At 46.3% G+C, this 19,288-nt stretch carries 16 protein-coding genes and 1 pseudogene; 6 read left to right on the forward strand and 11 right to left on the reverse strand.

Annotation, left to right across the window (positions count from 1 at the left end; translation table 11 throughout):
• Positions 1 to 371 (reverse strand): hypothetical protein (locus FTO70_RS08725; protein ID WP_255335369.1); only part of this gene is annotated, 371 nt, incomplete at its 3' end.
• 116 nt (positions 372 to 487) lie between these two features.
• Here FTO70_RS08725 and FTO70_RS08730 point away from each other — a divergent pair.
• Complete coding sequence (locus tag FTO70_RS08730; protein ID WP_255335370.1) at positions 488 to 700, forward strand: hypothetical protein; 213 nt, start codon at positions 488 to 490, stop codon at positions 698 to 700.
• 383 nt (positions 701 to 1,083) lie between these two features.
• Here FTO70_RS08730 and FTO70_RS08735 read toward each other — a convergent pair whose 3' ends face one another.
• Together FTO70_RS08735 and FTO70_RS08740 are read right to left on the reverse strand one after the other, a co-directional pair.
• Positions 1,084 to 1,902 (reverse strand): endonuclease III domain-containing protein, encoded by an 819-nt coding sequence (locus FTO70_RS08735; RefSeq protein WP_255335371.1) that lies wholly within the window; start codon positions 1,900 to 1,902, stop codon positions 1,084 to 1,086.
• A complete protein-coding gene (locus FTO70_RS08740) occupies positions 1,847 to 4,474 on the reverse strand; it encodes a PAS domain S-box protein (RefSeq protein ID WP_255335372.1) in 2,628 nt (875 codons plus the stop codon). The genes FTO70_RS08735 and FTO70_RS08740 overlap by 56 nt, the downstream gene beginning before the upstream one ends.
• Before the next feature lie 791 nt (positions 4,475 to 5,265).
• Here FTO70_RS08740 and FTO70_RS08745 point away from each other — a divergent pair.
• On the forward strand, positions 5,266 to 6,477 hold the full coding sequence (locus tag FTO70_RS08745; protein WP_255335373.1) for a hypothetical protein: 1,212 nt from the start codon (positions 5,266 to 5,268) through the stop codon (positions 6,475 to 6,477).
• An 848-nt stretch (positions 6,478 to 7,325) separates the two neighbouring features.
• On the opposite strand, the gene FTO70_RS08750 is transcribed toward FTO70_RS08745, so the two are convergent.
• The 5 genes from FTO70_RS08750 to FTO70_RS08770 all read right to left on the reverse strand — a co-directional run bounded on the left by FTO70_RS08750 (position 7,326) and on the right by FTO70_RS08770 (position 12,126).
• Complete coding sequence (locus FTO70_RS08750; RefSeq protein WP_255335374.1) at positions 7,326 to 8,615, reverse strand: ABC transporter permease; 1,290 nt, start codon at positions 8,613 to 8,615, stop codon at positions 7,326 to 7,328.
• Positions 8,616 to 8,700: 85 nt separating this feature from the next.
• On the reverse strand, positions 8,701 to 10,152 hold the full coding sequence (locus tag FTO70_RS08755) for a COG1361 S-layer family protein (RefSeq protein WP_255335375.1): 1,452 nt from the start codon (positions 10,150 to 10,152) through the stop codon (positions 8,701 to 8,703).
• Positions 10,153 to 10,164: 12 nt separating this feature from the next.
• Positions 10,165 to 10,878, reverse strand: coding sequence for an ABC transporter ATP-binding protein (locus FTO70_RS08760; protein ID WP_255335376.1), 714 nt, complete (start codon positions 10,876 to 10,878; stop codon positions 10,165 to 10,167).
• Between the two features lie 102 nt (positions 10,879 to 10,980).
• Positions 10,981 to 11,265: a PLDc N-terminal domain-containing protein gene (locus tag FTO70_RS08765; protein WP_255335377.1), complete on the reverse strand. Its 285-nt coding sequence runs from the start codon at positions 11,263 to 11,265 to the stop codon at positions 10,981 to 10,983.
• Between the two features lie 267 nt (positions 11,266 to 11,532).
• Positions 11,533 to 12,126 (reverse strand): DUF4013 domain-containing protein, encoded by a 594-nt coding sequence (locus tag FTO70_RS08770; RefSeq protein ID WP_255335378.1) that lies wholly within the window; start codon positions 12,124 to 12,126, stop codon positions 11,533 to 11,535.
• 955 nt (positions 12,127 to 13,081) lie between these two features.
• Between FTO70_RS08770 and FTO70_RS08775 the strand changes: the two genes are divergently transcribed.
• Both FTO70_RS08775 and FTO70_RS08780 read left to right on the forward strand, forming a co-directional pair.
• Complete coding sequence (locus FTO70_RS08775) at positions 13,082 to 13,873, forward strand: hypothetical protein (RefSeq protein ID WP_255335379.1); 792 nt, start codon at positions 13,082 to 13,084, stop codon at positions 13,871 to 13,873.
• Positions 13,870 to 14,151 (forward strand): winged helix-turn-helix domain-containing protein, encoded by a 282-nt coding sequence (locus FTO70_RS08780; protein WP_255335380.1) that lies wholly within the window; start codon positions 13,870 to 13,872, stop codon positions 14,149 to 14,151. The genes FTO70_RS08775 and FTO70_RS08780 overlap by 4 nt, the downstream gene beginning before the upstream one ends.
• Before the next feature lie 81 nt (positions 14,152 to 14,232).
• Here FTO70_RS08780 and FTO70_RS08785 read toward each other — a convergent pair whose 3' ends face one another.
• Together FTO70_RS08785 and FTO70_RS08790 are read right to left on the reverse strand one after the other, a co-directional pair.
• Entirely contained in the window at positions 14,233 to 15,288 is a 1,056-nt protein-coding gene (locus FTO70_RS08785) for a radical SAM protein (RefSeq protein ID WP_255335381.1), read from the reverse strand.
• A 1-nt stretch (position 15,289) separates the two neighbouring features.
• Positions 15,290 to 16,168, reverse strand: coding sequence for a pirin family protein (locus tag FTO70_RS08790; RefSeq protein ID WP_255335382.1), 879 nt, complete (start codon positions 16,166 to 16,168; stop codon positions 15,290 to 15,292).
• 556 nt (positions 16,169 to 16,724) lie between these two features.
• Here FTO70_RS08790 and FTO70_RS08795 point away from each other — a divergent pair.
• Positions 16,725 to 17,306, forward strand: a complete 582-nt coding sequence (locus tag FTO70_RS08795; RefSeq protein WP_255335383.1) for a DUF2121 domain-containing protein — start codon at positions 16,725 to 16,727, stop codon at positions 17,304 to 17,306.
• 97 nt (positions 17,307 to 17,403) lie between these two features.
• Here FTO70_RS08795 and FTO70_RS08800 read toward each other — a convergent pair.
• Positions 17,404 to 17,688: pseudogene (locus tag FTO70_RS08800) on the reverse strand (amidohydrolase family protein); the annotation flags it as partial.
• A gap of 332 nt (positions 17,689 to 18,020) precedes the next feature.
• Here FTO70_RS08800 and FTO70_RS08805 point away from each other — a divergent pair.
• A complete protein-coding gene (locus tag FTO70_RS08805; protein ID WP_255335384.1) occupies positions 18,021 to 19,133 on the forward strand; it encodes a phosphoserine transaminase in 1,113 nt (370 codons plus the stop codon).
• The last annotated feature ends 155 nt before the right edge of the window (positions 19,134 to 19,288 follow it).

The following is a 19,288-nucleotide window of genomic DNA, read 5'->3' on the forward strand; positions in this document are numbered from 1 at the left end:
GAATTGAATAACGTTTGAATTGAATAACGTTTGAATTGAATAACGTTTGAATTGAATAACGTTTGAATTGAATAACGTTTGAATTGAATAACGTTTGAATTGAATAACGTTTGAATTGAATAACGTTGAGTCAGGAAATTGGTTTCTTTCCTTTGGGAAGGACTACCAGAATGAGAAAATTGTTTTCTCTTCCCCCACACCCTTTTTGTAACTTCCTCTCGTTTTGTATCTTCCTGTCGTTTTGTAAGTTCTTCTATATCCTGAACCTTCTTAGACGTAGTAACAGAATACTTCGTTTGATCCCGGAAACCTTTTTTAATCCAGGCGATATAGGAGTTCCCCCCGCCAGCTTGCCTGGCGGCGCCTCCCAAAAAGAAATGATAAAGAGATCTGGAAATGAATATTTTTCAGGTTGTATTTCTTCTATTTTATTGAATCCTTGACGTTTTTCCGGTCGCTTTATTTTTTTCTTTACTTGGTTAATCCAATGAACTTTCCAGTCATCTGGCTGTTCTTTTTGGTTATTTCACCACGTTTTTCAGTCATCCGGCTGTTCTTTTTGGTTATTTCACCACGTTTTTCAGTCATCCGGCTGTTCTTTTTGGTCATTCAAATGCAATTTACGGAAAACGCCGGTCGCAAGCGACCGGTGAGGGCGCTGGTACTTGAAAAGCAAATAGAAAAAGGTTTTTGTGGATAACTTAACGGTATAATTACAGTTGCTTTGTCCGGATTAAGCCCGTTACGTAACGTGAACTGCCCTGTTTGTTGTCCCTGCGGAGGTAAACTACATAAAGTCCAAACTTATAATAAAATTTAAGTACATTTACTCTGTATTGTTTTCATGTTCAAATTAATTCATACTGTTTCGGATCTGCTATTGATCGGCATGGGAATCTGGATTACCAAAATGCTTATGTTCATAATTCCGAGCCCGTGAGTTAGCAGCCGGTTGAACTCCCGTTTGTTCCCATATCTTCAAAGCCATCCGACATCATATTCAGGTAACCCGCCCAATGTAATTTTACCTCAGGTAACTTCACCTACGGTTTTCAAGGATAGCTTCCTTTTGCCGACGCCAGTTCAGTCCCGGACAAGATCCAGAAGCGGGCATCCCCCATACATCCCTTTCTTCTTATAATGCCTCTTGGCATGCTCAACCAGCAGGGCGTGGTATTCCTGGTATAGGGGCACTTCCAGGGGCAGGTTTTTCTCAAAGAGGGCTTTGATTTCATCGTACTTTGCTTTCTCGTCAATAAGGCCTAAATTGACGGTTATCCTCCGCGTGTATGCATCAACGACAAAGGAAGGCTGCTTGAAGGCATAGAGGAGGATCGAATCGGCGGTTTCGGGACCGACGCCTTTTAAGGAGAGGAGCTCTTCCCGAGTGGGGTTTTTATCAGGGTTTTTTTCCACCAGGTCTGAAAACCAGCCTGCAAGGGTTATGAGGCGCCCAGCTTTCTGGTTGTAATAGCCTGCAGGTTTGATAGCTTCTTTTAGGGTTTCCGGGTCAAGGGTAAGGATTCCTTCCGGGGAGAGGGCATTTAAGCCCTTCAGGTTGAGGAGAGCTGTTTCGACCTGGGGCCAGCTTGTGTTCTGGGTGAGCAGGGCTCCGCAGATTATCTCGAACTGCTGGTTTCCGGTTTTCGGATAACTATAGTTGCCGGGGTGATATCCCTGGACAGAGCCGGTTTTTGTGGGGTTTGTCCCGCCGCTGGCATGCAGGTCTGTAAGGGGCCACCAGCCCTGGGGGCCGTATGCTTCCATGAGGCAGCCGTAGATCCTGAGGATTACTTTCTTCCGGGTGATGTTCTTCATTTTCAGGACACCGATGTTAAGATCGGCCTTAAGGTAAAAATATGCTGCTCTTGCAAACCGTTTGTCCTTTGTTTGTCTTTTCATCTTCCACAGGGATGGTGAACTTAAAGGTGCTCCCTTTTCCAGCTTCGGATTCCACCCAGATATCTCCGCCATGCATCTCCACAAAACGTTTGACAAGAGCAAGGCCAAGGCCGGCCCCCGCTTGCTCCCTCGATTCAAACTTTTCGAGCTGCACGAAGGGCTGGAAGATCCTTTGCTGTTCTGCTTGCGGAATTCCCTTTCCCTGGTCTGCAACACTGATCTGGAATTTGTCCTCTGTCATTTGAACAGAGATAATAATCATGCTTCCTTCAGGTGTGAACTTTAAGGCGTTGCCTACAAGGTTGTACAATATCTGGTTAAACCTGGTCTTATCAGCTACCACTTTAGTTTTTCCCGGGCCAATTTGGGTCATAATCCTGATATTTTTCTGAGATGAACGGGGCATAAGCATCGTCCTTACTTCATTTACTGCATCTGACAGGGAAAATTCCTCAAGGTGAAGTTCCGTCACTCCTGCTTCAACCTTCGAGAGATCGAGGATGTCATTTATTAATTTTAAGAGGTGCTTTCCGCTCTTCAGGATATTGTTGGAATACCTCAACTGCTTTTCATTCAAGCGGCCGAAGTTCTGGCTGAGCAGGATATCCGAAAAGCCTATTACAGCGTTTAACGGAGTCCTCAGTTCGTGGCTCATGGTGGCCAAAAATTCACTCTTGGCACGGTTGGCAGCATCAGCATTTAGCTTAGCTTCAATCAAAGCTGCTTCTGCTTTTCTCTGTTGAGTTACATCTAAAAAGGACCCCATCATCCCGATTTTGCGGCCTTTTTCATCATATAGCAGGTTTGCCGATATGTGGACATCAAATAAAGTGTTATCTTTTCTCTTTCCAACCAGGTCTCCCTCCCATTTCCCTTCGGAATGCAACCTCCAGAAAGCTACTGAAGCTTTCCTCTGATTTTCCCACAGGCACTTACTGCTGTTCCTTAGTAGCTCTTTCGCGTCCTCATATCCCCACAATTTCAGGAAAGAAGGGTTCACATAAGTCAACCGCCCTTTTAAGTTAGTAAAAGCCATAGCGTTAATTGAGGATTCTACAGCAGTATTCGTGACTTTTAGGTTTTTTTCCATCTGTTTGCGCTTGGTTATATCCAGCATCACCCCAATAATCCCTATAACTTCACCTGACGCGTTTCCGTATGTGGTCTTACTGAAAAGAAAGTCCCGTACCTTCCTGTCCGCACACAGGGCCTTACCCTCATACAACTGTGCTCCTCCTGTCTCAAGGAGCTCAAGGTCCTTTTTCCCGTAAAGAGAAGCCATTTTTTTAGGGATTAATTCCGAAAGTTCATGGACGGTACGGCCAATAATGAGTTCTTCCGGTAGGCCCAGGATTTCTCTGCCAAAGCGCTCATTACAGCCCTGGTACCTTCCTTTTACATCCTTGTAAAAAACGGGGGCCGGGACAGCATTGAGCAGGTTTTTCAAAAACTGGACCTGGTTTAAGAGGTCCTCTTCGGCTTTTTTGCGCTCGGTTATGTCCAGCATCACTCCAGTTATCCCCACGACCTTCCCAGATGCGTCCCCGTATGCTGCCTTACTGAAGAGAAAATCTCGTGGCTCTCCAGTTCCACATACAACCTTGCTTTCATATAACTGCAATCCTCCATTTCTGAGTAGTTCGAGGTCTTTTTTTCGGTGAAGACAAACCGTTTTCTTTGTGAACGATTTGGGAAGTTCTCCTACGGTACGGCCTATGAGCTGCTCTTTCGGAAGAGCTGCAATCTTGCTGGCAAAGAGCTCATTGCAGCCCTGGTACCTTCCTTCCATGTCTTTGTAAAAAACAGGAGCAGGGATAGTATTAAGCAGGGTTTCCAAAAACCGTATCTGGTTATGAAGGGCTTCTTCAGCTTGCTTGCGCTCACTCATGTCTTGGGCGATCGTAAGTACGGCTTTCTTTTCCCCGTAATCAATAAGCTGCACTTTCAACTCAGTCGGAATGGGCATCCCGTCTTTGCGAGTAACGGTAAGCTCAAAGGTTGCATGTTTCCTCTCCAGCAGTTCAGCGAAGTCTGGGGTTAAATGGGTGGCGAATTCGGGAGCAACGATCTCATAAGGCTTCATTTTCAGCAGTTCGTCTCTGGAATAACCCATAACCTCGCACATCATCTTATTTACTTCCAGAAAACAGCCGTCGGGTTCATTGATGGTGATACATTCGCTGGCATTTTCGAATATCGTTTTTAGCCTTTCCCGGGATTCTTTCAGGGCAAGTACTGATTTTTTTTGCGCGTCTATATCTTCAATAAGGGAAACAAAAAATAGGGGCCTGTTCTCATAGTCTCTGGAGAGAAAGGTTGAGACCCTTGTCCAGATAGGTACCCCGTCTTTTTTTATGTAGCGTTTTTCGGTCTGATAGACCCCTGCAGATTCTTTAAGGATTTCATTAAAGAGATTGGAGTTCGGGCCAAGATCATCAGGGTGGGTGAGGGATTGGAAATCCAGCTGCAGAAGCTCGGCTTCGGAATATCCCAGAATCCCACATAGTGTGGAATTTACCTTGAGCCATTTGCCGTCCGTTCCTACGAGGGCCATGCCTATCGGGAACTGCACGAATACCGGGCAATTGCATATTTCTTCTATTGTTGGGCTTCTGCTTTTACTTTCTTTCTGGTCCTGTTCTCTTTCAAAAACTTCTCTCACAAAAACGCAATATTTCAGCTCTTCTCCAAGCTTTATCTTTTTGGAGCTAAATGTCACCTTTTTTCTTGAGTTTCCAGTTGTGACAGTGTTTGCCTCTAAATATTCAGCAAAGTCCCGTTTTACCCAATCAAAAAGTTTAACCGCAGTTCCGTCCCCATCCAAAACCGGTAGTTCATTGAACTGTTCTCCTAACAGATCTTTATTTTCCCATTGGGTAGCATCGTAAAAAAGGTCATTAACAGCCTCAATTCTTCCTCTGCTGTCAACTATGCAGAGTCCCTCAAGAAAACTGTTAAGAAACTGAATAGTAAACTAAGAACTGTCTTGAACGTCCATCATCTTATCCCTTATCTTATCCCTTTATAGAAGTAATCTAGCATGAAATGTTTTATGAAGTGCTTATAAAGTTTTTATGAACTGTTTTATATATAATTCTCGTCCATATAATCTCACCTATATATATTAGTATCCCGTTGATTGTAACTCCGGTTCGCGTTCTGATTGACGAATCTGCATGAAACTATTCTCTTACTTGCTCTTCTTATCAGGGATTTTTTGAAATAAGATATTTTATTATAGTGAAAGGCAGAATTGTTTTGAAATATGTTATTTTCTGGATCAGGAGGATAAGAGTTGATTACATTTCCATATACCGTATTCGCCTTCGTTGCTTCATTGAACGGGATGGTGGTAGCCTGGCAGTGATAACCTGGCAGAAAGCCGGAATTGTACTGATCGGGTTGCTTGTTGCAGGAGCATTTGCAGTGCTTATAGCAGACGGGGCGTTTCTTCCGAAAAATTATCTTGAGCCCTGGAATAAAGACTATCATGAGCAGTTTGAGGACCCGAGGGTTCAGGTGTTTGCCCACGGGGTGCTTGCTCCGAATTCCCACAACCTCCAGTCCTGGAAAGTAGTCCTGGAAGATGAAGACAGTTTACTCCTGTATGTGAATACGGACAGGCTGAGCCCGAAAGCAGATCCTCCGGGCAGGCAGGTGACCATCAGCCAGGGGACTTTCCTTGAGTACGTAAGGATCGCTGCTGAAGAGCTCGGGTATGAAGCCGATATCGGACTTTTCCCTGACGGGGAATACGGGCCTGAGGGCAGTGCGGAAAACCTTGGGAGCAAGCCGGTTGCCAGGGTAAGCCTGAAGGAAAAGCCCGGGGAAAACGAAACGAATGAAAGCGGAAACGGAGAGCTCGGTCTCGAAACCTCTCTTCTCTATGATGCGATGTTTATCCCTGACACTTACAGGGTCCCTTACAGGGAAACAAAGCTGCTGCAGGAAGACGTTGAGAAACTCGAAGCCCTGAGCACGGAAAACGTCACCATAGTCATTTTCCAGGAAGCTGAGGACGTTGAAAAGCTCGGGGACATCGCCCTTCGGGCGGCAGAGGTGGAAGCTGGGAATTCCGGTGTCCAGAAAGAAGGCTCTGAGCTGTTCCGCCCTAACGAATGGGAAAAGAACGAGTTTCGCTACGGCTTCACCCTGGAAGGGCAGGGGCTTTCGCCCCTCAAAGTCCATGTACTCCAGGGACTCCTATCCCTTTTCCCCTCCATGAACAGCCCTGAAGCCTCAAAGGATTCCTTCCTCAGCCAGACTGAATCTGCCGTAGAAAACACTCCCGCATATGCCCTGATAATAACTGAAGGCAACAGCCGAACGGTCCAGGTTGAAACAGGCATTCTCTACAGCCGCTTCCTGCTCACGGCCGCAGACATGGGATATGCCATGCAGCCCCTGAGCCAGGCCACTGAAGAGTACCCTGAAATGGCTGGACTATATAAGGAGTTTCATGAAGAATATGCCAGGGAAGGGGAAACAATCCAGATGCTCATAAGAGTCGGGGTCCCGGAAAAAGAAGTTCCTCCGACGATGAGGCTTGATGTGATGGATATAATAGAAGAGTAAATCCCGAAGAATTAATCCTGCTCCGCAGGTTTCCTCTTTTTCATTTTCTATTTTTTTACTCCCTTTAATCCGGAAAGGACAACTGTAATTCCCCTTTCATCTAACCCTAAAAACCTTTTTCCAATCTGCTTTTCAGGTACCTGCGCTCTCACCGGTCGTCGAAGACGACCGGCTTTTTCCATAAAGTATATTCAAATGACGAAAAAAATGGAGTTGAAGTTACTGAAAAATACCACTGGACAGCTAAAATGTCATTCTGGTAACTGATATAATACATGACTTAAAAGATCATTCTGATAACTGATATAATACAGTTACATGACTTAAAAGGTCATTCTGATAACTGATATAATACAGTTACATAACTTAAAAGGTCATTCTGATAACTGAATGGATACAGCAGGATGATCAAAAAAGTCATTCAGATGGAAGTAAAGATACAGCAGGATGATTAAAAGTTTCATCTTGAAAAACAGTATAATACGCCATGACAGCGATACGCTCTGACAGCGAAAAATTTTTGTGAATTTCCGTATCGGATTTTAATGCCTTGATTTTCCCTGGCAGGATGCCAAAAGCATAATGTTGAGAGCAGGACGTAGAAAGCAGGATGGAAAAGCAGAGTGAAGGGCTTTTTTACCAGTTCTTTGCATCAGTTTTTTTTGCAAGCAATTTATCTCAGTGAATTCGGAAAAGGCCGCCCGCTGAGGCGGGCGGTGAGAGCCCCGGGAACAATATAAAGACAACAACAGGCTTTAGCCCGGGTCAAAAACGACAACAACCCTATGACCTTTTCCACAATACAACAGGATTTCTACGGAGCTACTCGACCTTTTTACTCGACCTTTTTACTCGTACCTCAAAGCGTCCACAGGCTTCAGTTCCGACGCATTCTTTGCTGGCACAAGGCCCGCGATCAGCCCCACGATTATGGACACGAGGGTTGCTACAAGGGTCCCTTTTATGCTGAGGGTGAACTCAAAGGGGGTTTGCATTTTCATCGAGACCAGGAACAGGATTAACTGCACGGCTGCAGTTCCCAGGAGAATGCCTATGATTCCCCCTACAAGTCCGATCATGGCAGCATTGCAGAGGAAAATCAGGAGGATGTCCCTGTTTTTCGCACCGATGGCTTTCATGATCCCTATCTCTTTTGTCTTTTCCAGGACTGAAGTGAACATGGTGTTTGCAATGCCTGTTGAACCCACAAGGAGAGAAATCCCTGCAATGAAGGCCAGGAAGGCTGTGAGCCCGTCGATCAGTTTCCCGGTGCTTTCTATTGCCTCTTTTGGGGAGCTCACGTAGAAGTCCTGGGTCTTTTCGTCCACCCTCCTGGAAAGCCTCAGCCTGCGCTCGATTTCTTCAAGGGCGGCTTCGTGGTCGGCCCAACTGTGCAATTTTACCTCGATGGAGTCGTAGACATCCTTCTCCATTTCGAACAGGCTTTCCTCCCCCTGCTTAAAAGAGTAGACCTCTTCGTAAGGCATATATACGCTGCTTCCGAATAAGCCGCCCAGGCCCCCTAGCAGGCCGTCGTCTTTTGCCAGGATCCCGACTACACGGTAGGATTTTCCGTTCAAGAGGACCATCTGGTTAAGCCGGATTTTCCGTTCGAAGGCCTCATTTGCAAGTTCGTCGGAAATAACCACAACAGCCCTGTCCCCGGGCTCAAGCATCCTTCCTTCGCCAATTTTCTTCTTCGTGATATCAGGCCAGACCCTCGGGTCCACACCCTTAACCCAGATCGAGGTCTGCTCTCCTCCATATTTCATATCAACCCCGGTTTCGACATTTACATTGACGTATTCAACTGCGGGGATGCGCTGGATGGCCAGCACGTCTGTCTTCGTAAGCTCCGGGTTTTGTATCTCTACAGGTTCTTCCGATACGACAGGTTCACCTGACTCATCGAAATCCATCTCTACAGAATCAAAAGGATAGGAAGCAACGATCGTAATCGTATCGCCTCCCAGGCTCTCCAGGGTTTCAGTAACCTGTTCCTGGAAATACTCCCCTGTCGTGACAATGGCCATTACCGAGGCAATGCCTATTATCACTCCTATGATGGTCAGCCAGCTCCGCAGCTTATTGGCTTTCACCATGTTCAGGGCTATTTTCAAAATCTTTGCAGGTTTCATGGCACCACAGGTTTCGGTCTTTTCCGGTTTGCGCAGGCTCTGTGTTTCTCAGGTTCGCACGGTTTTTAGTCAGGCTCATCCGAGTTTACTCTTCCGTCTGCCTTTCGTTCATTTCCTCTTCGCCCATCTCACCTTCATCCATTTCCCTTCTCCCTGTCTTCTTTTTCTGCTGCCTTTTGTAAATCAGGACAGCTGCGGCTCCTGCAAGGACCAGCAACAACAGTTTGTATGAAAGGAAGCCGGAACCGTTATTTTCCCCAGGCTGTTTTGATTCTGTGGGGATGGTGAAAGGTGAAGCATAAAGGTTCAGCTCCTTTTCCTCGACCTGCCTCATGCCGTCACTGGAAGTGTAGCTGATTTCAAATTTAATGGGCAGGTCTTCCCCGATTTCTGCGGACATGAGGTTGAAGTCGGCAACCGTGTAGTCTCCTTTTTGCAGGTTTCCGAGTATTACGGAATTGGACCCGTCAGTGACGCTCCAGTTAGCCTGCGCAGGTACGGAAATCTTGACCGAGTTTGCACCGTTGTTTCCTATGTTCGAAACCGAAAAGGTGTAGGCTCCCGTCGGGCTCCTCTCCATAAAGGCGATGTCAAAGTCCGTTGTGCCTCCGATATAGATCCCGGCTTTGCTTTTGATCTCCTTTCGCTTCTGGTTTTCCACGGTGCCTGCTTCGGTAATGGTCTGGAGTTCTTCGATGTCGTCGTAGGTCAGGACCATGTCCAGTTTATACAGCCCGGGCTTTGTATTGACGTTGGTCAGGACATCAAAACTGACGTTTGCGGTCTCCCCCATATCGATCAGGTTGATGTGCTTGACGTTGCTTGAGCCGACAGGCAGGATCAGGTCGTTTGTGCATTCCCAGGAAAACATTGCATTTTTCAGGGGGGAATTGCCCACGTTCTTGATCCCGAAAGTGAGGTCCGTCTTTTTCCCCGGCACCAGTTTCTCAACGCTTATGAACTCGATTTCCGCGTTTGACTCGCTGTCAACGTCGATTATAAGGTCTTTTGTAAGGGGATTATTTTTTGCGCTGCCCTTGCTGTAGAGGTATACTTTAAGGGGGTATTTTCCTTCATTTACGTCGTTTTCGACCCCTAACTTGAATTTCACGACTTTTCCACGTTCGTCCTCATAGCGTTTTCCCAGAGTCCCTATGTTTTTTGAAAGTTCTTCTCCAGGGAGAGCCCTGAAAGGATAAACTGGCTCTATTTTCACTACGCAGTTTTCCTGTTCCTCATACCCGGTATTCTGGATCGAGAGCCTGATTTCAAGAACTTCCCCGGGTTTTACCGGGTCAGGGTCCTGGTTGAGCAGGTCGATTGTCAGTCCATTGTCCAGAGTTTCAGGAAGAGCAGCAAGGCCCGGAGAACTGAATAGGGAGAGGCCTATTAACAGTACAAGAAAAAGCCCGAATATTTGCTTCCCGGGAAGCTGCCTGCCAAAAAAGGGGCCATGTACCTGCTTTCCGGAAGCCTGTCTGTTAAAAATCCTAAAAGTGTTAAAAGTCTGTTCGCCAGGTATTTTTTTAAGAGTCATTTTCATCTTTCCTTAAATTTCCGGCTTGAGCTGGTTGAGATTCGGCTCGTCCCGGATTATTTCCCCGTCCTTCAGCTCGATGTGCCTGCTGGCATACTGTGCGAGGTGAGTGTCGTGGGTGACAATGATTACTGTTTTTCCTTTTTCCTTCCACAGCCTGTAGAGAGTTCCCATTACTTCTTTTCCCGTAACGCTGTCCAGGGCTCCGGTGGGCTCGTCGGCAAGGATGATTTCAGGGTTGCAAGCAAGGGCCCGGGCAATCGAGACCCTCTGCTGCTGCCCTCCCGAAAGCTGGGAAGGCCTGTGCTGTATCTTGTCGGAAAGGCCTACAAGGCCCAGGAGCGCCTTTGCCCTCTTTTCGGCAGCTGCATCGTCAACTTCCTGAATTTCCAGGGGCAAAAGCACGTTTTCAAGTGCAGTCATCCCCGGGATCAGGTTATACTGCTGGAAAACAAAGCCTATGGTTTTTCCCCTCAGGGCCGCGAGGTCCGATTCCTCCAGGCGGGCTATGTTTCTGGACTTCAGGAAGATTTCTCCCTTCGACGGGACATCCAGGCAGCCCACGAGGTTCATCATAGTGGACTTGCCGCTCCCGGAAGGACCGATAATTGCGGCAAATTCTCCTTTCCCGAACTCCACGCTCACGCCCTTCAGGGCATTTACATCGACTTCTCCCATCTGGTAAATCTTCCAGACGTTTCTGAAGGTGATCAGCGTATTTTCCATATACACACCCTTAAGTCCTACTTACATAAAAATAGTCTGTAGTTGAAAAATCTAGTTTGCCTCTATTTTTCATAAACATTGCAATTCCGGAAATCAACCCGTTTAATTTTGAAAGTTTGCTTCAGCCTGTTTTCTTCCGAACAGATAATATGTAAAGACTCCCAGAAGCCCGAAAACAAGTGCAGCGGATATCCAGAAGAGCTTCTTCCAGGGGCCTGGTTCCTTGTTATATTTTGAAAGGTCATGGATTATACATAGAAGACAGAAAAGGACGATTACCCCGGAAATGGCTTCGAAGGGGCTGCCCAATGCAGCGAGGTTGCGGGTTCCCAGGCTGAAGGCGCCAAGCGTGCCCAGCATCTTGAAAATGATATTTGGTGCAGACATGTAGATACCTCCGTCATTTGCAGAAACGTTCCTTTTCCGAAAAAATCAGGCCATCTTGATCGTAAGCAAATAATGTTCCTTTAAGCGGTACAAATTGAGTTCTCTTAACCGGTGCAAATATTCGGTAAAACATCGAGAGAGGATTTTCTTTCCGGAAACTTCTTGAGTGCGCTGTAAACCCGGAATAAAAAAAGATTCCGGCCAAAAAATTTTGGCACGAAATCATTGAACTTCACGGCGAATGGTTTTTTTCAGGGATCTGCCTTTTTACAGAACCTGATCCGTTTTACAGAACCCGGCCGTATTCTTTTCTACTACCCGGCCGTAGAAATTTGCGGCAAAGATCGTGCCTGCGAAATATATGGCGGGTATGCCTACGAGGACGATGGAGAGTATCAAGAATATAAAGATTAGCACATACTGCTTTATCATTACAAACAGGTAGTCTCCTAAATTGTTCATGACGTATTTGAGTTTGGAAAACTCAAATAATGACTCTACGGTCTGTTTCCTGTAGAAGTTGACTGTAAGAACCGGAAGCACAAAGAACGATAATACGAAACTCAGAATGTTGGCTGCAGTCTCATCATAGAAAGTGGCCAGGACTACCGGAATACAGTACACTATAGAGAAGGGTATTGATTTCAGGAGCATCCAGAACCCGAGTTTAAGGTCTTCCATGAAATGAAGCTGGGGAAGCCCTTCGTATTTTCCCTCTACAAACTCGTTATTTATTCTTATAATATATCCGAATAGGGCAAACCATCCGAACACCGGAAAAAGCATCCAGAGGACATATAAAAGCCTTTTAGGTCTCCTGAACGGATATTTGAAAGCATCTGTGAAACTAATTTCTCGCATATAGCCACCTGAAAATTTACTTTATTACGCTCATTAATTATTTTGTTATGTCTGGTGGGACTTTTCCAAAAGTCCCGCGGATTTTCTACATGCCCCTGAAATCTCTACTTATATAAAAAAAGACTGTAGTTGAAAAATATAGTTTACCTCTATTTTTCATATATTCTGAATTCTAGCTTTTTTATTTCTTTAAGGGAGGCGCCGCCAGGCAAGCTGGCGGGGGATCCTACAACACCTGGACTGATAAACGGTTTCCGGGGTCAGGGGAAGTGTTACCAGGGTCAATCATTGGGGGTTACCCGAATAGCAAGATGGCTGGAAAAATACATTGGAATCCGGGAAAATACATTGGAATGAATAAATAGGGCATTCCGGTGACTGAAATATGTGTTGGGACACCAAAAAGGAGATCCTAATTATTGAAAAGAAGGCGGTCAGAAAAAAATATGAGGACTCAATCAGAAAGGCAGCCGCAGACTGCAAAAAAGAATTAGGCCTGAAAAATGCTCAGCACACTTCAAAAATTACTTTTCCGGACTTTAATAATTTGCTTTATTTTGCCTTCTCCCGAAAAAATAGAAGGCGATCGCATACAGGACTCCTGAAATTATCGCAGCTATTATCCAGATGGTCATCAGCATATTGCTGAGGCTTTTTTTCTGCGTCAGGATGTTATAGGTCACCCATAGAAGGGATATAAAACTGAAGATTCCTAAACTGATAATTAATAAAGACAAATTATACCTCCGCTATTACAAGGAATACTCATGAAATTTAATAAATTTTTATCCTGATGTCCCCCTAACCGTTCCGTAATTCCTGCTGAACCGGACTTCTCTTCCCCGGGAAACTTTCAAGGCATTCTTTAAAGGGGGTACTTATATAAAAACATAAGGTAGTACTAAAATCTAGTTTACCTCCACTTTTTCCAAAAAATATATATATTTCCGGCTTAATGGACGTACCCATGACCCTCGGGGCGTTTAATGCAACCTTTAGCGAAGAATTCATTAATCTCGCCTCGGAAGCTGCAGCATCGACCAGCATACCCGAGCTTGCATTCAGCCTTTTCGTATATTCCTTGATGGCGGTCCTCGCCCTGCAGATCTACCGGGAGGTCTCGAAAATCTACTCATTTATGGAGTACGAAGGGCTTAAATATTTCAAAAACGCCTTCCTTTTCTACGGGTTTGCAAATGTTTTCCTGGCTTCAATGACTCTTTCTCTCCTGCTGGCAAAATCTTCAGTCCCTGCAGGCCTGTATCTCATGGCTGTGGTCCTTTTGCCTTTCTTCTTCTTCACCGGGTTAAGTCTCTGGTTTGCCAAAGCAAACCTGCTTTCTTCCATAGTGTGGAAACTGGTTGAGGGGACTGTCAGGAAAAAGACCCTCAAAGCCCTGTTTTTCATCTCCGTAATGCTGCTCGTACTGATGGACGTGGTCGTCTATCTCCTGGTCTCGGTATTTGCCGGAGATTATATTGCCCTGGGGTATAAGGCTGTGGTTTTTGTCCTTATCCTGCTCCTTATCAGGTCAAACATGCGCTCGGGAGGAGAAACAAAGCCTATAACCCACCCCTACTACCTGGGCCTGATCCTGATCTTTACCCTGGGTTTCCTGGGAAATTTTTCAATCATAATTGAGAAAGGGTCGGAATTAATAGGGTATGCCTTTGACTTCCTGACTCTTCTTGCCTACGTAATAATCCTTAAAGGAATAAGAAAATGGAGCCGCATTCTACTGAAATGAAGCCGTTTCAAAAGCGAAGCCGGCTGGAAATTATAAGGGATATCCTCACGGTTATCCGCGACTCCAACAGCACTATCAGTCCAACAAAACTTCTGAGGTTCTCCAACCTCTCCTACCAGATGTTTGAAGAATACCTGGGAGAACTGGAAGCCAAAGAACTGGTCGAATTAAATGACTATAAAGGGAAAAGAAAAGTATACTCATTGACCCCTAAAGGAAGGGCGTTTCTGGAAAAATATGAGGACTTTGTGTCCTTTTTAAGGGATTTTGGGCTTTAATGTTGCCACGGCAAACTTTTATCAATCAAACTTTTCTTCGAACAAGTCTTTCAATCAAACTTTCTTCAATCAAACCTGCATTCAGGGTCCGAAGTGCCCTCTGGATGTCTGCACCAGTACTGTCCGGAGTCCTGCCTCGTGCAGTGCTTCTTTTACTTCAAGCATCTCGTCCACGTCCGGCCGCTTCAGGTCTTTTCTCCTGAAAGCAGGGAAATAGTCAAGCACGCAGACCTGCACCTCAGGGTCGAGTCCGGAAAGCTTTTTCCCGAATTCGGATACCTCGTCCATTTTCATAAACGCCCGGTTGTACGGAAAACCGACCCCCAGGAAAACCCTGTCCCTGTAGTTTTGCAGGATATGGTAGATCCCCTCCCACTGGGTCTGCATGTACCTTTCCACCAGTTTTTCGTCCCCCATCCCGGTAATCTCCATGAAAGTCTCCTTCCGCACCCCTTTTGGCTCGATTCCTATATCGGTTACCCCGCACTTGAGCACCAGCTCGTCGATATAGTCCGGGGTGAGGATGGTCCCGTTGCTGTCCAGGTGCAGCCTTGCCTGTCCGTCAGGGTTCAGGCGTTTAAGTTCTTTGAAGTATTCGGTTAGCCACGGCCGGTTCAGGGTCGGCTCCCCACCCGAGATAGCCATCCTGTCCACGCCGTAGAGCTGCCTGGCAGAGGTGATGAGCCGGGCCGCCTCTTGCGGGGTTTTGGGGCGGCTTTTGCTGTCACAGGTGATTGCATAATTCTGGCACTGGGGACAGCGGAGGTTGCAGCCTGCGGCCCAGATAGCAACTTCGATATAGCCTCCGGGCCTGGCTTTCAGCCACCAGGGCGTGGCTTTTCCTCCGACAGAATGAGGAGAGGGGCCGTGGATTATCCGGAGAGGCACGAAACCTGCCGGGAGTTCTGTTTCTATCACCCCCTCATCTTCAACAGGGGTCACGCAGGCCCTTACAGGCTCTTTGTTTTGCAGGACCATGCAGGTATGGCAGCCTCCGGTCCCGCAGGGGGCCTGAAGGTCCCCTTCTCCGGGGAAGATCCCGAATTTTAAGCCTGCGGATTCGAGAGCATCTTTAACGGTACCTTTTTCAACAGATTCGCAACGCTTACCGTTTACGGTTATTGAAATGCGTTTCATTTCATAATCGTCCGGGGTGCTTTATAAACGTCCCTTTATTGTACTCCTCAAAAGCCACCCTCAACTCTTCCTGCGTGTTCATGACGATTGGCCCGTACCAGGCAACAGGCTCTCCGATGGGCTTTCCGGAAACCAGGAGGAACCTCACATTCCTATCTCCTGCAGTCACCTCGACCGTATCCCCGTCCCCGTAGAGGACCAGGTTCTCAGGGCCTACCAGGCACTCCTCCGTAAGGTCGAAATACCTGCCACCTCCAACCTCAAAGGCATAGGGGTCCCGCTCCCGGTCAAAGTAGCCCCTGCCCTCGATCACGTATGCAAAGACAGTATGGCCCGGGACCGTGAGGTGGGAAAAAGTTTCTCCAACCGGCACGGTTACGTCCAGGTATTCGGGGCTGGTAACGATTTCCCGCACAGGCCCTTCCATTCCCAGCACTTCACCGCAGATGACCCTGACCTTCAGCCCCTTTCCCATGAAAATCTCAGGTATCCGGTTGCTTTTGATTTCCTGGTAGCGCGGCTCCATCATCTTATGGGAAGCCGGAAGGTTGGCCCAGAGCTGAAAGCCCCACATAAGCCCGCTCTTCTCTCCCTTTGGCATCTCCTGGTGGATTATCCCGCTCCCTGCAGTCATCCACTGCACATCCCCCGCCTCGATGACGCCGCTGTTTCCCATGCTGTCCCCATGCTCAACCTCCCCGTGCAGGACATACGTGATCGTCTCAATCCCCCTGTGAGGGTGCCAGGGAAAACCCATCAAATATTCCTCCGGCTTTTTCGAGTGAAAATCATCCAGAAGCAAAAACGGGTCAAGCTCCGGGACCTGATTAAACCCGAAAGCACGCTTAAGGTGAACCCCAGCACCCTCAATAGTAGGCATGCTTTTCAGGATTTTTTGTATTCTTCTGACCTTGTCCAGTTTAATCCCTCCTTTTGAAAAACGGATAGTTCAGATACAGGATGATAGTTCAGATACAGGATAGTTCAGGTACGTGGATAATACGAAAATGATAAGTCCGCTTGAGCGCAGCGAAACGGACAGCGCACTGCAGAGCCGCAACTCTGCTGGCGCAACTCTGCTGGCGCAACTCTGCTGGCGCAACTCTGCCGGGCATGCTTTTCAGGATTTTTTGTATTCTTCTGACCTTGTCCAGTTTAATCCCTCCTTTTGAAAAACGGATAGTTCAGATAAAGGACGGTTCAGATAGTTCGGATACGAATAGTCAGAAAGTTCATACAAGATAATTTCTGACTTTTTTCAGTTTAACTCTCCCTTCCAGTTTACCCCAAATCTACTATCTTTTTTAGCATATATGGTTTTGGCGGATGATTGACAAATTTAAGCAGGTTGAATGAGGGATTCATGCTGAATTTAATTGATAGGTATTTATCATATGGAAATTGAAAATGTATCAGGATTTAAGGACGGATGAAATATGAGCCTCGTAATCGTTTTTATCGGAAAAAACGGCGCAGTCATGGCCGGAGACATGCGTGAAATCACCTTTGAGGGAGAAAAGGACGACCGGGAAAAACTCGAAAAGGAGCTCTACAGCGGGGCAATCGTCAGTGATGAGGAGCTGGGAAAAAAGGCAGAGGTGCTCGGGGTCAAAATAACGGTCAGGGACGACAAGAACAAGATCGAGGGGCGGGAAGGGGTTCTGGTGGGTGAAGTTTCCTCAGTCGAGGGGGGCGTTGTCAGGAAAAGGAGGCTGTATGCGGTTGCGGGTAATTATGCCATTGCCGAGCTCAAAGACTCCGAAGTGACCCTGACTGCACAGGGAAAGGGGAGCAACTTCATAGCTTTCGGAAACGACTTCACCAAACAGGTAGCCAACAAATGCTTCAAGGACAACTGGACGAAAAAAAGCAATTTCCAGGACGCAGTAAAAATCCTGATGCTCTGCATGGAAACTGCTGCAGAGGCTACGGCTTCTGTGAGCAAGCAGTATATGCTTGTGCAGACGGCGTCGAATGTCGATGTTTTGAAAGTTGTTGAAAAGGACAGAAAAGACTGAAGGTAAGACTGAAGGTAAGACTGAAAGGCAGGAAAAGGCAAAAGAGTGAAACAGCTGAAAAGGACAAAAGAGGGAAAAGACTGAAAGGAAAAAAGGCTAAAATATAGTCAATACCCTCTTCTCCCATGACGTTTGCAATCTCATGAGGATCGCTGACCACGGCAACCGTCCCTTTTGCAACAGCCATCCGGGCAAAAACCGAAGGCACAGTCATGGAGCTTTCTATATGCACATGGGCGTCCACAAGCCCGGGCAGGATGTACTGCTCATGATCGTGTTCCTTTTCTTCGACACGCAGGATCTTCCAGTCTTCAACGGTAATCTCGCCTTTGAACTGCCGCCTGGAAACGGCATCGAAAATAATCCCCGGGTACTTTTGCATGGTGATTTATTTCGCCCCGACAATGTCTAAATTTTTTCCAAAAAACCAGTATTGGGAACCTGGAGAAAAAGAATAAAAAAAGGAAGATACAGGTTAATTGGTCGATTACCTTTCATCAAATGCAATAAAACAAATGCAAAAAACTATGAAATATACAGGCACTTTTTTTGTTGGCTACGAACATCGGTTTTGACCATGTAAAAGTAGCACGAAAAGATAAATAAAAGGTACACTGTTAAGTCTTCGGGGACGGCTACAATTACATGTTCGCCTGTAACTGGAAAATTTCTTATCCCCCTAAGACATAACAGTACCAAAAAGGAAAAGATAAAATGAAACCAACACGAGTTCCTAATAATCCCTGTTTTTCTTCCGGGCCTTGTGCCAAACATCCAGGTTATTCTGTTGAAGAGCTGAAGGATACACCTTTTGGCCGGTCACACCGGAGCAAACCTGGCAAGGAAAAATTAGCTGAAGCAATTAAAAGAACAAGAGATATGCTTGGACTTCCTGATGATTATCTCGTAGGTATTGTACCCGCTTCCGATACAGGCGCTTTTGAAATGTGCTTGTGGTCCATGCTGGGGTGCCGCGGGATTGATGTTCTGGTTTGGGAATCTTTCAGTAAAGAATGGGCAACCGACATCACTAAACAGTTAAAATTAAAAGATACCCGAGTTTTTGAGGCAGAATACGGGAAATTACCGGATTTAAAGCAGGTCGATTTCAAGAATGATGTCGTCTTTGTCTGGAATGGGACTACTAGCGGAGTCAGAGTGCCCAACGGCGACTGGATTCCTGATAACCGGGAAGGGCTCACACTTTGCGATGCCACCTCTGCTGTATTTGCTATGGATATACCCTACCATAAACTGGATGTCATTACATTCTCATGGCAGAAGGTTTTAGGTGGGGAAGGTGCACACGGGATGCTGATTTTATCTCCGCGGGCTGTTCAGCGCTTAGAAAGCTATACCCCTGCCTGGCCGTTGCCCAAGATTTTCCGACTGACCAAAGGTGGTAAGCTGAATAAGGAGATTTTTGAAGGCTCTACTATTAACACCCCATCCATGCTTGCTAATGAAGATTGGCTGGCAACACTAAAGTGGGCAGAGTCTGTCGGAGGGCTTAAACAACTTATCCAGCGGACAAATGATAATCTGGCGGTCTTTGAGGCATTTGTTGCTAAAAACAACTGGATCCATTTCTTAGCGGAAACAAAAGAGATAAGGTCCGGTACCAGTGTCTGCTTTAAAGTTGATTTATCCGAAGAAAAGCTTAAAGAACTGATTAAAACGCTTGAGAAAGAAAAAGTTGCTTATGACATCGGTTCTTATCGTGATGCTCCTTCGGGCTTGCGCATCTGGTGCGGTGCAACCATCGAGAAAGAGGATTTAGAATGCCTCTGTGAATGGATCGAATGGGCTTACGATTTGGTTAAATAATTAAATCCTTTTTGTTGTCAGCAAAGAAGGGTTCGCGAGAGATCGTTAATATCTTTTTTGCTGATAGCAAAAGGATGTTTTATCCCAGAAGAATTTAACTCTTAAAATATATAACAGACTATTTGTAATAATATTTAGGTTTTCTTGTAAAACTT

Source organism: Methanosarcina sp. KYL-1, from assembly GCF_024372725.1.
Classification (GTDB): Archaea; Halobacteriota; Methanosarcinia; order Methanosarcinales; family Methanosarcinaceae; genus Methanosarcina.

Coding starts and splice junctions, on each gene's coding strand:
- FTO70_RS08805 (WP_255335384.1), top strand. CDS start 18,021: ATGAAACCAACACGAGTTCCTAATAATCCCTGTTTTTCTTCCGGGCCT.
- FTO70_RS08755 (WP_255335375.1), bottom strand. CDS start 10,152: ATGACTCTTAAAAAAATACCTGGCGAACAGACTTTTAACACTTTTAGG.
- FTO70_RS08775 (WP_255335379.1), top strand. CDS start 13,082: ATGGACGTACCCATGACCCTCGGGGCGTTTAATGCAACCTTTAGCGAA.
- FTO70_RS08760 (WP_255335376.1), bottom strand. CDS start 10,878: ATGGAAAATACGCTGATCACCTTCAGAAACGTCTGGAAGATTTACCAG.
- FTO70_RS08790 (WP_255335382.1), bottom strand. CDS start 16,168: ATGCCTACTATTGAGGGTGCTGGGGTTCACCTTAAGCGTGCTTTCGGG.
- FTO70_RS08730 (WP_255335370.1), top strand. CDS start 488: ATGAACTTTCCAGTCATCTGGCTGTTCTTTTTGGTTATTTCACCACGT.
- FTO70_RS08785 (WP_255335381.1), bottom strand. CDS start 15,288: ATGAAACGCATTTCAATAACCGTAAACGGTAAGCGTTGCGAATCTGTT.
- FTO70_RS08750 (WP_255335374.1), bottom strand. CDS start 8,615: ATGAAACCTGCAAAGATTTTGAAAATAGCCCTGAACATGGTGAAAGCC.
- FTO70_RS08765 (WP_255335377.1), bottom strand. CDS start 11,265: ATGTCTGCACCAAATATCATTTTCAAGATGCTGGGCACGCTTGGCGCC.
- FTO70_RS08735 (WP_255335371.1), bottom strand. CDS start 1,902: ATGAAAAGACAAACAAAGGACAAACGGTTTGCAAGAGCAGCATATTTT.
- FTO70_RS08780 (WP_255335380.1), top strand. CDS start 13,870: ATGAAGCCGTTTCAAAAGCGAAGCCGGCTGGAAATTATAAGGGATATC.
- FTO70_RS08770 (WP_255335378.1), bottom strand. CDS start 12,126: ATGCGAGAAATTAGTTTCACAGATGCTTTCAAATATCCGTTCAGGAGA.
- FTO70_RS08795 (WP_255335383.1), top strand. CDS start 16,725: ATGAGCCTCGTAATCGTTTTTATCGGAAAAAACGGCGCAGTCATGGCC.